The sequence below is a fragment of the Pseudomonas sp. B21-047 genome, assembly GCF_024748775.1.
Classification (GTDB): Bacteria; Pseudomonadota; Gammaproteobacteria; order Pseudomonadales; family Pseudomonadaceae; genus Aquipseudomonas; species Aquipseudomonas capeferrum.
The window spans coordinates 1-12,318 of record NZ_CP087169.1; the positions used below are offsets into that span (position 1 = coordinate 1).

The window sequence follows — 12,318 nt, forward strand, 5'->3', positions numbered from 1 at the left end:
GTGTCAGTGGAACTTTGGCAGCAGTGCGTGGAGCTTCTGCGCGATGAACTGCCTGCCCAGCAATTCAACACCTGGATCCGTCCGCTACAGGTCGAAGCCGAAGGCGACGAGTTGCGCGTCTATGCGCCTAACCGTTTCGTTCTCGATTGGGTCAATGAAAAGTACCTGGGTCGTCTGCTCGAGCTGTTGGGTGAAAACGGCAGCGGCATTGCACCTGCCCTTTCCTTATTAATAGGCAGCCGTCGCAGCTCTGCGCCGCGTGCCGCCCCCAATGCGCCTGTCAGTGCCGCTGTGGCTGCTTCGCTGGCGCAGACCCAGGTACACAAGGCTGCGCCCGCTGTTGTGTCGGCAGAACCTGCCGCTGCACCGGTAGAGCCTGTGCTGGTCAACGAGGTGGCTGAGCCGTCGTCGCGCGACAGCTTCGATGCCATGGCCGAGCCTGCGCCGGTGCCGGCTACCAGCACCCGTACCGAACAGCGCACCGTTCAGGTTGAAGGCGCGCTCAAGCACACCAGTTACCTGAACCGCACGTTCACCTTCGACACGTTCGTCGAAGGTAAGTCGAACCAGCTGGCGCGTGCGGCCGCCTGGCAGGTCGCCGACAACCCCAAGCATGGCTACAACCCGCTCTTCCTTTATGGCGGCGTCGGCCTGGGCAAAACCCACTTGATGCATGCTGTGGGTAACCACCTGCTGAAGAAAAACCCGAATGCCAAGGTGGTCTACCTGCACTCGGAGCGTTTCGTCGCCGACATGGTCAAGGCGCTGCAGCTCAATGCCATCAACGAATTCAAGCGCTTCTATCGCTCGGTCGATGCGCTGCTGATCGACGATATCCAGTTCTTCGCCCGCAAGGAGCGCTCGCAGGAAGAGTTTTTCCACACCTTCAACGCCCTGCTCGAGGGCGGCCAGCAGGTGATCCTCACCTCCGACCGCTACCCGAAAGAAATCGAAGGCCTGGAAGAACGCCTGAAGTCCCGCTTCGGCTGGGGCCTGACCGTTGCAGTCGAGCCGCCAGAGCTGGAAACCCGTGTGGCGATCCTGATGAAGAAGGCCGACCAGGCCAAAGTCGAGCTGCCCCATGACGCAGCCTTCTTCATTGCCCAGCGCATCCGTTCCAACGTCCGTGAACTTGAAGGGGCACTGAAGCGGGTGATTGCTCACTCGCACTTCATGGGCCGCGACATCACCATCGAACTGATTCGCGAATCGCTGAAGGATCTGCTGGCACTGCAGGACAAATTGGTCAGTGTGGATAACATCCAGCGCACCGTGGCCGAGTACTACAAGATCAAGATCTCCGATCTGTTGTCCAAACGGCGCTCGCGCTCTGTCGCGCGGCCGCGGCAGGTGGCCATGGCCCTGTCGAAGGAGCTGACCAACCACAGTCTGCCGGAGATCGGCGACATGTTTGGTGGTCGCGACCACACGACCGTGCTGCACGCCTGCCGCAAGATCAACGAACTGAAGGAATCCGACGCGGACATCCGCGAGGACTACAAGAACCTGCTGCGGACGCTGACGACCTGATGGCCGTCTGCGCAGCTAATTGAAGGCAAGGGACTAGACCATGCATTTCACCATTCAACGCGAAGCCCTGTTGAAACCCCTGCAACTGGTCGCCGGTGTCGTCGAGCGCCGTCAGACCTTGCCGGTCCTGTCTAACGTATTGCTGGTTGTGCAAGGCCAGCAGCTGTCGTTGACCGGTACCGACCTGGAAGTCGAACTGGTAGGCCGCGTGCAACTCGAAGAGCCAGCCGAGCCTGGCGAAATCACTGTCCCGGCGCGCAAGCTGATGGACATCTGCAAAAGCCTGCCGAACGACGTCCTGATCGATATCAAGGTCGACGAGCAAAAACTGTTGGTCAAGGCCGGCCGCAGCCGCTTTACCCTGTCGACCCTGCCTGCCAATGACTTCCCGACTGTGGAAGAAGGCCCGGGCTCGCTGACCTGCAACCTGGAGCAGAGCAAGCTGCGCCGCCTGATCGAGCGCACCAGCTTCGCCATGGCCCAGCAAGATGTTCGCTACTACCTCAACGGCATGCTGTTGGAGGTATCGCGTAATACCTTGCGTGCGGTGTCTACCGATGGTCACCGCCTGGCACTGTGCTCGATGAGTGCCCCCATCGAGCAGGATGATCGCCATCAGGTCATCGTGCCGCGCAAAGGTATCCTTGAGCTGGCGCGTCTGCTGACCGACCCTGAAGGCATGGTCAGTATCGTCCTGGGGCAGCATCATATCCGCGCGACCACCGGCGAATTCACCTTCACCTCCAAGCTGGTGGACGGCAAATTCCCTGACTACGAGCGCGTATTGCCCAAGGGCGGCGACAAACTGGTGGTGGGTGATCGTCAGGCACTGCGTGAGGCCTTCAGCCGTACCGCCATCCTGTCCAACGAGAAGTACCGCGGTATTCGCCTGCAACTGGCCGCTGGCCAATTGAAGATTCAGGCCAATAACCCGGAACAGGAAGAAGCTGAAGAAGAAATCAGTGTCGACTATAACGGCAGCGCGCTGGAAATCGGCTTCAACGTCAGCTACCTGCTGGACGTGCTGGGCGTCATGACAACCGAGCAGGTGCGTCTGATTCTGTCCGACTCCAACAGCAGTGCGCTGCTGCAGGAGGCTGGCAATGATGATTCGTCCTACGTTGTCATGCCGATGCGTCTGTAACCTGTAGCAGAGCGAATGTCCCTTCGACGTATCATGGTCACCGCGGTGCGCAACCTGCACCCGGTGACCCTCTCACCTTCTCCCCGCATCAACATCCTCTACGGTGCTAATGGCAGCGGCAAGACCAGTGTGCTTGAAGCTGTGCACCTGCTTGGGCTGGCGCGGTCCTTCCGCAGTACGCGTCTTAACCCCGTCATCCAATACGAGCAGCCAGCGTGCACCGTGTTTGGCGAGGTCGAGTTGACGTCGGGAGGCACCAGCAACCTGGGGGTATCTCGGGAACGGCAAGGCGAATTCACAATTCGCATCGACGGGCAGAATGCCAAAAGTGCTGCGCAGTTGGCCGAACTGTTGCCATTGCAGCTGATCAACCCAGACAGTTTCAGGTTGCTGGAGGGCGCCCCGAAAATTCGCCGCCAGTTCCTGGATTGGGGAGTGTTCCACGTGGAACCTCGGTTTTTGCCTGCCTGGCAGCGCCTGCAGAAGGCGCTCAGGCAGCGAAACTCGTGGTTGCGGCATGGTACACTTGACCCAGCTTCGCAAGCCGCCTGGGACCGGGAATTGTGCCTGGCCAGCGCGGAAATAGATGAATACCGTCGCAACTACATCATGGCCTTGAAGCCCGTCTTCGAGCGAACCCTGAGCGAACTGGTCGAGCTTGACGGGTTGACCCTGAGCTATTACCGAGGCTGGGACAAGGACCGGGAACTCAACGAAGTACTCGCCTCCTCTCTCCTTCGTGATCAGCAGATGGGCCATACCCAGGCCGGTCCGCAGCGTGCTGATCTACGACTTCGATTGGCTGCCAACAACGCAGCCGACATTCTGTCGCGAGGGCAGCAGAAACTTGTGGTGTGTGCGCTACGCATTGCCCAAGGGCACCTCGTCAGTCAGGCTCGCCGCGGTCACTGTATTTATCTCGTGGATGATTTGCCGTCAGAACTGGACGAGCAACACCGCCGCGCATTGTGCCGCTTGCTTGAAGAATTACGCTGCCAGGTGTTCATCACCTGTGTAGATCACGAATTACTGAGGGAAGGCTGGCAGACGGAAACGCCAGTTGCTTTGTTCCACGTGGAACAAGGCTGTATCACCCAGACCCACGACCATCGGGAGTGAAGGCATGAGCGAAAATCAAACGTACGACTCCTCCAGCATCAAGGTGCTGAAAGGTTTGGATGCCGTACGCAAGCGTCCCGGCATGTACATTGGCGACACCGATGATGGTAGCGGCCTGCACCACATGGTCTTCGAAGTGGTCGACAACTCGATCGACGAAGCCCTCGCCGGTCATTGCGATGACATCACCGTCATCATCCACACGGATGAGTCCATCAGCGTGCGCGACAACGGTCGCGGCATTCCGGTTGATGTGCACAAAGAAGAAGGCGTTTCCGCAGCGGAGGTCATCATGACCGTGCTGCACGCCGGCGGTAAGTTCGACGACAACTCGTACAAAGTATCCGGCGGCCTGCACGGCGTGGGTGTTTCTGTAGTGAACGCTCTGTCCGAAAAGCTGGTACTGACAGTACGTCGCAGCGGCAAGATCTGGGAGCAGACCTACGTTCATGGTGTCCCCCAGGCACCGATGGCGATTGTCGGTGACAGCGAAACGACCGGTACCCATATCCATTTCAAGCCTTCGGCTGAGACGTTCAAAAACATCCACTTCAGCTGGGATATCCTGGCCAAGCGGATCCGTGAGCTGTCGTTCCTTAACTCGGGCGTCGGCATTCTGCTCAAGGATGAACGCAGCGGTAAGGAAGAGTTCTTCAAGTACGAAGGTGGCCTGCGGGCTTTCGTCGAGTACCTGAACACCAACAAGACGCCGGTTAACACCCAGGTGTTCCACTTCAGTGTTCAGCGTGAAGATGGCGTGGGCGTTGAAGTCGCCCTGCAGTGGAACGACAGCTTCAACGAGAACCTGTTGTGCTTCACCAACAACATTCCGCAGCGTGATGGCGGTACTCACCTGGTGGGCTTCCGTTCTTCGCTGACCCGTAGCCTGAACAGCTACATCGAGCAGGAAGGCCTGGCCAAGAAGAACAAGGTCGCAACCACTGGCGATGACGCCCGTGAAGGCTTGACCGCGATCATCTCGGTCAAAGTCCCGGACCCCAAGTTCAGCTCCCAGACCAAGGACAAGCTGGTCTCCTCGGAAGTGAAGACTGCCGTGGAACAGGAGATGAACAAGTACTTCTCGGACTTCCTGCTGGAAAACCCGAACGAAGCCAAAGCCGTTGTCGGCAAGATGATCGACGCTGCCCGAGCGCGTGAAGCGGCGCGCAAGGCGCGTGAGATGACTCGTCGCAAAGGCGCACTGGACATCGCTGGCCTGCCTGGCAAGTTGGCTGACTGCCAGGAAAAGGACCCTGCCCTTTCCGAACTGTACCTGGTGGAGGGTGACTCCGCAGGTGGCTCGGCCAAGCAAGGTCGCAACCGTCGCACCCAGGCTATCCTGCCGCTGAAGGGCAAGATCCTCAACGTCGAGAAGGCTCGTTTCGACAAGATGATCTCGTCCCAGGAGGTCGGCACGCTGATCACTGCGCTGGGCTGTGGTATCGGTCGCGAAGAGTACAACATCGACAAGCTGCGTTATCACAATATCATCATCATGACCGATGCTGACGTTGACGGTTCGCACATCCGTACCTTGTTGCTGACCTTCTTCTTCCGTCAGCTGCCTGAGCTGGTCGAGCGTGGCTATATCTATATTGCCCAGCCACCGTTGTACAAGGTGAAGAAAGGCAAGCAGGAGCAGTACATCAAGGACGACGAGGCCATGGAAGAATACATGACCCAATCGGCCCTGGAAGATGCCAGCCTGCACCTGGACGAGTCGGCGCCAGCGGTTTCCGGTGTACAACTGGAAAGCCTGGTGAACGAGTTCCGTGGGGTGATGAAGACCCTCAAGCGTTTGTCGCGCCTGTACCCACAGGAGCTGACCGAGCACTTCATCTACCTGCCGGAAGTCACCCTGGAGCAGTTGGGCGACCACGCTGTGATGCAGGCCTGGCTGGCCAAGTTCCAGGAGCGTCTGAGCAATACCCAGAAGTCGGGCCTGGCTTACAATGCCAGCCTTCGCGAAGACAAAGAGCGCAATGTCTGGCTGCCGGAAGTGGAAATCACCTCGCACGGTCTGGCCAGCTACATCACGTTCAACCGCGATTTCTTCGGCAGCAACGACTACCGTACCGTGGTCAACATCGGTGCCAAGCTGTCCAGCCTGCTGGGTGAAGGTGCCTATGTTAAGCGCGGTGAGCGTCGCAAGGCGATTGTCGAGTTCAAGGAAGGCCTGGACTGGCTGATGAACGAGAGCACCAAGCGCCACACCATCCAGCGATACAAAGGGCTGGGTGAGATGAACCCGGACCAGCTGTGGGAAACCACCATGGACCCAACCGTGCGCCGCATGCTCAAGGTCACTATCGAAGACGCGATCGCTGCCGATCAGATCTTCAATACCCTGATGGGTGACGCGGTGGAGCCTCGCCGCGAGTTCATCGAAAGCAATGCGCTGTCGGTGTCGAACCTGGACTTCTGATCAGGTTCAGACAACCGCCATAAGAAAGCCCGCGCAAGCGGGCTTTTTTTTACCTCGATTTTGGCGACCTCAGTACCCACTGAGAATATTTACAATCACCCCGCTGGCGATGGCCACCAGCACGTAATCGCCGTTCACGGACAACCAACGGTGGTCACGCGGCGGTGCATAGAGGTGACGTGCGCGCCAGTCAGTCACCCAATAGCGGTCGCCGCGGTAACGGGGGTCAACGGCATGACCGCGTTGCCATTGCTGATGCGGTACCGGCATCCCCGCTTGAGGGCGGTAGTTTGGATTTTTGTAGGCCGGCGCGTGGCCGTTGCCAGGGCGCCCTTGTTGCGGCTGCTTTCCATGTTGGGGGCCGCCATGCTGAGGGTTGCCCTGATGGGCGGGACCGTTGTCATGCCCCTGGGGCGGGCCAGGTTGAGCGAAACTGGCCAGCGGTACGCTGAACATCAGCGCGGCGCAAAGCACGGTCAGGGTTTTCTTCATGTGATGCTGATCCTCTGCATGTTAAGGCCCGGCGCAACTCACTGAGCGCCTGGTGCGGTTAACTGTTCAGACAGCGGTTTTGCCAGCCTAATCCTTGGCCAGAGGTAAAGGTCGGGTAAAGGTGAACCAGGCGATCACATCGTGCCCAGGCCCAGCGCCTTCAACCGCCGATAGAGCGTGCGCTCGCTCATGCCAAGATGCCGGGCCAGTTCACTGCGTGGCCCCTGAAACTGATCCAGCGCCTGCGCCAGCTCACTCAAGTCGCCATGCCCCCTGCCCTTGGTGAAACCTGGCGCGCTCTGCGGGCCGATATCTTCGGGTAGATGCTCGGGGCGGATCAGCCCGTCATCGGCAAACAGCCTTGCCCTTTCCAGGATATTACGCAGCTCGCGGATGTTGCCTGGGAATGGATGCAGGCCTAGCTGTTTCAGCGCGCCATCGGTCAGGCTCGGCGTCGGCTTGCCAGCCATACGCTGAAGGAGGCTCTCGGCAAGCAATGGCAGGTCTTCCACACGCTCGCGCAGTGCGGGCAGCCGGATCGGAAAGCCACTGATGCGGTAATACAGATCCTCACGGAAAGTACCCTCAGCGACCATCTTCTTGAGCGGTTTGTGTGTTGCCGACACCAGGCGGAAATCCGCGTGCACGGTCCGCAGGCTGCCCACCGGGCGGAAGCTTCCGGATTCGATCAGGCGCAGCAACTTCACCTGCATCGCCATCGGCACCTCGCCAATTTCATCGAGGAACAACGTGCCGCCATGGGCCGCTTCGGCCAGGCCGATCTTGCGCTGGTTGGCGCCGGTGAACGCGCCCTTCTCGTAGCCGAACAATTCGCTCTCGAACAGTGATTCGGTCAAACCGGTGCAGTCGACCACTACCAACGGCCCACTGGCGCGCGGGCTGCCCATGTGGATGGCGCGGGCGAACAGCTCTTTACCGGTACCCGATTCACCCTGCAGCAACACCGGAATTTGCGCGGGGGCGGCGCGCTGCAGGCTGGCCAGCGCCGCCTTGAACGCTGGCGCCCGCCCGACCAAGCCCTGTTGCTGGGGCTGCGCCGAGGCTAGGGTGATCGTGGTGAGCCGCTCGACAAAGGCGACCACCCTGCCCTGCTCGTCCAGGATCGGCCGCAGTTCGACATCCACATGCTCAGGGCCTCGCGGGGTGTGATGAATGTGCAGCACGCGCTCCGGCACCTTGCTGTGCCACGCCTTGCGCATCGGGCAATGTTCACCTGCCTGGTCGCAAGGCACCGCGTAGTGGTGCGAGACCTTGTGGCACTTTTCACCCAACGGCGCCTGCTCGTCTCGGCCGAACTGGCGGCGGTAGGCGGCGTTGGCGGCGAGGATGTTGTAGTCGGTATCCAGCACGATGGTGGGCAGCGCATCGTGTTCGAGGTAGGAAACCAGCGCTAGGATGATGTGATGGGCTTCAGGCATGGGGGCACCGATGTGATAACCCGGCGGAGGGTAGCAAGGACTGCCAAACACTGCCATTGGCTGACAGTCGACTGTCAATGTGGCTGCCATGTTGCCTGGCGCGTGCCAGGCAGGGCCGCATTCATTGGCCCATGCCCATGAAAAACCCTGGCATGTATCTTGATAAACCTCCGGCTACTGCCTACGCCTCTACAAAGGGTGCAGGAAACTTTGGAGAACGTGATGATCATCGGTAACAACCTTCACGTGGAAGCCTTCTTCGACGAGGCGACCTCGACCATCAGCTACCTGCTCATGGACAGCGAGACGCGCAAGTGCGCGTTGATCGACAGTGTGCTGGACTACGACCCCAAGTCCGGGCGTACCTGCACCGCATCGGCAGACCGCTTGATCGCCCAGGTTGAGGCGCTGGGTGGCCAGGTGCAGTGGATTCTGGAAACCCATGTTCACGCCGATCACCTTTCGGCAGCCGCCTACCTGAAGGAAAAACTTGGCGGCCACACCGCCATCGGTGCGCACATCACCCAGGTGCAAAAAGTCTTCGGCGCGCTGTTCAATGCCGAGCCGGGTTTTGCCCGGGACGGCAGCCAGTTCGATGTACTGCTTGAGGACGAGGAAGGTTTTCGTATCGGCAACCTGCACGCCCGTGCCTTGCACACCCCGGGGCACACCCCGGCATGCATGAGTTATGTGGTGGTGGATGGTGGTGAAACGGCGGTGTTCGTCGGCGACACGCTGTTCATGCCCGATTACGGTACGGCGCGCTGCGACTTCCCCGGCGCCGACGCCCGCACCCTGTACCGGTCGATCCGCCGCCTGCTGGCCTTCCCCGACCAGACCCGGTTGTTCCTGTGCCACGACTACCTGCCTGGCGGGCGCGCGATGCAGTACGTCACGACCGTGGCCGAGCAGCGCGGCAGCAATATTCACATCCATCACGGCGTTGATGAAGACAGCTTCGTGGCCATGCGCGAGGCCCGTGACAAGACCCTCGACATGCCCGTGCTGATTCTGCCATCAGTGCAGGTGAACATGCGCAGCGGTCATTTTCCCGAGCCCGAGGCCAATGGCGTGAGCTACCTGAAGATTCCACTGAACACGCTTTGATCGCTTTTACCCATAACGAGATTTCCAGGAACTACCGCCATGCCTGCCTTGCTGTCCCCTGCCAATGCTTCCACTACCGACCACCACAAAGTGGTCATCGTCGGTGCCGGTGCCGCCGGTATCGCCACGGCGTCCAGCCTGATCAGCCGTGATCCGTCATTGGACATCGCACTGATCGACCCTGCCGACGTGCACTACTACCAGCCGGGCTGGACGATGGTCGGCGCCGGTGTGTTCAAGGCGCCGAGCACGGCGCGCACCATGGCCTCGACCATTCCCCGGGGTGTGCAATGGATCAAGGCGCGGGTGCAGGGCTTCGACCCGTTGGGCCAGCTGGTCGTGCTTGAGGGTGGCCGCGTCATCAGCTACGAGCAGTTGGTGGTTTGCCCTGGCCTGAAACTCGACTGGCAGGCCATCGACGGCCTGAGCGAGACCCTTGGCCGCAACGGCGTGACCTCGAACTACCGCTATGACCTGGCGCCTTACACCTGGCAGCTGGTGCAAAACCTCAGGCAAGGCCGTGCCCTGTTCACCCAGCCGCCAATGCCGATCAAGTGTGCCGGCGCGCCGCAGAAGGCGCTGTACTTGTCTTGCGATCATTGGTTGCGCCAGGGCCATTTGGGCGATGTGAAAGCCAGTTTCTTCAACGCCGGTGCCGTGCTGTTTGGCGTAGCCGACTACGTCCCTGCATTGATGGCCTATATCGACAAGTACGCCGTGGACCTCAATTACGCCCACCGCCTGGTGGCGGTGGATGGCCCCGGCAAGCGCGCGACGTTCGTGCGTACGTTGCCCGATGGTAGCCATGAAACCCGTATCGAGCCCTTCGACATGCTGCACGTGGTACCGCCGCAAGTGGCGCCCGAATTCATTCGGGAAAGCCCGCTGGCCGATAGCGCAGGCTGGGTCGATGTCGACCCGCAGACCTTGCGCCACCGGAAATTCACCAACATCCATGCCTTGGGCGACGTGGCCAGCACCAGCAATGCCAAGACTGCCGCAGCAGCGCGCAAGCAGGCGCCGGTAGTGGCCAACAATGTGCTGGTGGCGCTGGGCAGGCTGCCTACCCTCGCCCAGTACGACGGCTATGGCTCGTGCCCACTGACCGTCGAGCGCGGCAAGATCGTGCTGGCCGAGTTCACCTATGGCGGCAAGGTGGCGCCGAGCTTCCCGCGCTGGTTGCTCGATGGCCGCCAGCCGACGCGCCTGGCCTGGTTGCTCAAGGCGCGGGTACTGCCACCCTTGTACTGGAAAGGCATGCTCAAAGGGCGTGAATGGCTGGCGCGCCCGCAGCCACTGGTAGCCGAGGCCGGCAAGTGATCGAACATCAACTGTTGGGCGCGGGCCTGGGCGCGATCATTGGTGCGGTGTTGGCATTGACCGGCGCCGGGGGCGGTATTCTGGCGGTGCCACTGCTGGTGTTTGGCCTGGGCCTGTCGATGGTCGAGGCGGCGCCCGTCGGCCTGTTGGCCGTGGGCCTGGCTGCCGCCGTGGGCGCCGTGCTGGGTTTGCGCCAAGGCTTGGTGCGCTACCGGGCGGCGTTGTTCATTGCCCTGATCGGCATCGCGGTCGCCCCCTTTGGTTTGATGCTGGCGCACCGCGTGCCCAATACACCGCTGGTGCTGATATTCGCCTGCGTGCTGGTCTACGCCTGCCTGCGCATCTGGCGCAAGGCCGCCAGGGAGCTGCGCGGCGAAGCTAACGATGCGCACCGCTACATCGAGCCTTGCGTGCTCAACCCATTGCAAGGGCGTTTGCGTTGGACGCTCCCCTGCGCACGGGCCCTGGCATTGACCGGTGCGCTGTCGGGGTTGTTGTCTGGCCTGTTGGGGGTGGGCGGTGGCTTCGTGATTATTCCGGCCTTGAACCGCTACACCAACCTGCGCATGGCCAGCATCGTCTCTACCTCGCTGGCGGTGATTGCGCTGGTGTCCACCGGTAGCGTGGTCAGCGCCAGCCTGGCGGGGGTAATGCACTGGCAGGTTGGTGCCCCCTTTGCGGTCGGCGCGGTGACCGGCTTGCTGCTGGCGCGGCCACTGGCGGCCAGGCTGGCTGGGCCACGCTTGCAACAGATGTTTGCCGTGGCCGGTTGGTTGGCCGCCCTGCTGCTGGCTGGCAAGGTTCTATTGAGCTAACAGCTCGCCCTGTTCGGCGGCACACAGCGCCAGCAGGTAGTCCCACACGACCCGCAGGCGCACTGACTTGTGCAGCTCACGCCGCGTGCAGATCCAGTAACTGCGCTGGATGGTTTCGCTGGGCAGCACACGGACCAGCGTCGGGTCGTGGCGCGCCATGAAGTTGGGCAACACGGCAATGCCAAGGCCTGCGCGTGCGGCTTGTTGCTGGGCGATTACGCTGGTGCTGCGAAATGCCACGCTGGGCGACCGGCAGAAGCTGTTGAGAAACAGCAGCTCCTGGCTGAACAGCAGGTCATCGACGTAGCCGATCCAGCTGTGCCGGGCCAGGTCTTCGCGGGTGCGCAGCGGCGGCGCGCGGTCGAGGTAGGCCTGGCTCGCGTACAGGGCCAGGCGATAGTCGGTGAGCTTGCGGGTGATCAGCAGGTCGGCATTGGGCCGCTCCAGGTGGATGCTGATTTCCGCCTCGCGGTTGAGGATGCTGACGAAGCGCGGTACGGCCACCAGCTCCACCTCAAGGCCCGGGTAGCGCTCGAACAACGCGTTCATGCGCGGGGTGAAGAACATGATGCCGATGCCTTCGGTCACCCCCAGGCGAATCTTGCCCAGCGGGGTGATGGCCTGGGTGATTTCTTCCTGCGCCAGCAAAGCAACGTTTTCCATGGCTTCGGCGTGCTTGAGCAAGGCCTGGCCGGAGGGGGTCAGGTCGTAGCCCTGGGCGTGCTGCACGAACAGGGGCGTGCCCAGGCTTTTCTCGATGCTCTCGATATGCCGGGCTACTGTGCTGTGGGTGGTGTTGAGGCGTTTGGCAGCGGTGAGCAGGCGGCCGCTGCGTTGCAACTCGAGGAAAAACCGCAAATCGTTCCAGTCGAACATGCTGATCCCTGCATCTCGATTACGCGGTCGTTCCCACAATGACCGTGTGCG

At 61.0% G+C, this 12,318-nt stretch carries 10 protein-coding genes; 7 read left to right on the forward strand and 3 right to left on the reverse strand.

The window, feature by feature from the left end; translation table 11 throughout:
- The 4 genes from dnaA to gyrB are packed head-to-tail and all read left to right on the forward strand — an operon-like array spanning position 1 to position 6,218.
- Entirely contained in the window at positions 1 to 1,530 is a 1,530-nt protein-coding gene (dnaA, locus tag LOY26_RS00005) for a chromosomal replication initiator protein DnaA (protein WP_033702442.1), read from the forward strand.
- Positions 1,531 to 1,570: 40 nt separating this feature from the next.
- Entirely contained in the window at positions 1,571 to 2,674 is a 1,104-nt protein-coding gene (gene dnaN, locus LOY26_RS00010; protein ID WP_027592068.1) for a DNA polymerase III subunit beta, read from the forward strand.
- Between the two features lie 15 nt (positions 2,675 to 2,689).
- Positions 2,690 to 3,793 (forward strand): DNA replication/repair protein RecF, encoded by a 1,104-nt coding sequence (gene recF, locus LOY26_RS00015; RefSeq protein ID WP_033702443.1) that lies wholly within the window; start codon positions 2,690 to 2,692, stop codon positions 3,791 to 3,793.
- A gap of 4 nt (positions 3,794 to 3,797) precedes the next feature.
- Complete coding sequence (gyrB, locus tag LOY26_RS00020) at positions 3,798 to 6,218, forward strand: DNA topoisomerase (ATP-hydrolyzing) subunit B (RefSeq protein ID WP_033702444.1); 2,421 nt, start codon at positions 3,798 to 3,800, stop codon at positions 6,216 to 6,218.
- 69 nt (positions 6,219 to 6,287) lie between these two features.
- Here gyrB and LOY26_RS00025 read toward each other — a convergent pair whose 3' ends face one another.
- Together LOY26_RS00025 and LOY26_RS00030 are read right to left on the reverse strand one after the other, a co-directional pair.
- Positions 6,288 to 6,710, reverse strand: coding sequence for an RcnB family protein (locus tag LOY26_RS00025; protein ID WP_047582477.1), 423 nt, complete (start codon positions 6,708 to 6,710; stop codon positions 6,288 to 6,290).
- A gap of 134 nt (positions 6,711 to 6,844) precedes the next feature.
- On the reverse strand, positions 6,845 to 8,149 hold the full coding sequence (locus LOY26_RS00030; RefSeq protein WP_186663693.1) for a sigma-54-dependent Fis family transcriptional regulator: 1,305 nt from the start codon (positions 8,147 to 8,149) through the stop codon (positions 6,845 to 6,847).
- Between the two features lie 222 nt (positions 8,150 to 8,371).
- On the opposite strand from LOY26_RS00030, the gene LOY26_RS00035 reads away from it, so the two are divergent.
- The 3 genes from LOY26_RS00035 to LOY26_RS00045 are packed head-to-tail and all read left to right on the forward strand — an operon-like array spanning position 8,372 to position 11,391.
- Positions 8,372 to 9,256, forward strand: coding sequence for an MBL fold metallo-hydrolase (locus LOY26_RS00035; RefSeq protein WP_033702447.1), 885 nt, complete (start codon positions 8,372 to 8,374; stop codon positions 9,254 to 9,256).
- A 39-nt stretch (positions 9,257 to 9,295) separates the two neighbouring features.
- Positions 9,296 to 10,576, forward strand: a complete 1,281-nt coding sequence (locus LOY26_RS00040) for an FAD/NAD(P)-binding oxidoreductase (protein ID WP_186655447.1) — start codon at positions 9,296 to 9,298, stop codon at positions 10,574 to 10,576.
- Positions 10,573 to 11,391: a sulfite exporter TauE/SafE family protein gene (locus LOY26_RS00045; RefSeq protein ID WP_186655444.1), complete on the forward strand. Its 819-nt coding sequence runs from the start codon at positions 10,573 to 10,575 to the stop codon at positions 11,389 to 11,391. Before LOY26_RS00040 ends, LOY26_RS00045 begins: the two co-directional genes overlap by 4 nt.
- Here the strand turns inward: LOY26_RS00045 and LOY26_RS00050 are convergent.
- Positions 11,380 to 12,267, reverse strand: coding sequence for a LysR family transcriptional regulator (locus LOY26_RS00050; RefSeq protein ID WP_186655441.1), 888 nt, complete (start codon positions 12,265 to 12,267; stop codon positions 11,380 to 11,382). The two genes, LOY26_RS00045 and LOY26_RS00050, sit on opposite strands and share 12 nt — an antisense overlap.
- Between the last annotated feature and the right edge of the window lie 51 nt (positions 12,268 to 12,318).

What these genes read in the sequence shown, in the direction of transcription:
- dnaN (WP_027592068.1), top strand. Translation starts at nt 1,571, where the DNA reads ATGCATTTCACCATTCAACGCGAAGCCCTGTTGAAACCCCTGCAACTG.
- recF (WP_033702443.1), top strand. Translation starts at nt 2,690, where the DNA reads ATGTCCCTTCGACGTATCATGGTCACCGCGGTGCGCAACCTGCACCCG.
- gyrB (WP_033702444.1), top strand. Translation starts at nt 3,798, where the DNA reads ATGAGCGAAAATCAAACGTACGACTCCTCCAGCATCAAGGTGCTGAAA.
- LOY26_RS00025 (WP_047582477.1), bottom strand. Translation starts at nt 6,710, where the DNA reads ATGAAGAAAACCCTGACCGTGCTTTGCGCCGCGCTGATGTTCAGCGTA.
- LOY26_RS00030 (WP_186663693.1), bottom strand. Translation starts at nt 8,149, where the DNA reads ATGCCTGAAGCCCATCACATCATCCTAGCGCTGGTTTCCTACCTCGAA.
- LOY26_RS00035 (WP_033702447.1), top strand. Translation starts at nt 8,372, where the DNA reads ATGATCATCGGTAACAACCTTCACGTGGAAGCCTTCTTCGACGAGGCG.
- LOY26_RS00040 (WP_186655447.1), top strand. Translation starts at nt 9,296, where the DNA reads ATGCCTGCCTTGCTGTCCCCTGCCAATGCTTCCACTACCGACCACCAC.
- LOY26_RS00050 (WP_186655441.1), bottom strand. Translation starts at nt 12,267, where the DNA reads ATGTTCGACTGGAACGATTTGCGGTTTTTCCTCGAGTTGCAACGCAGC.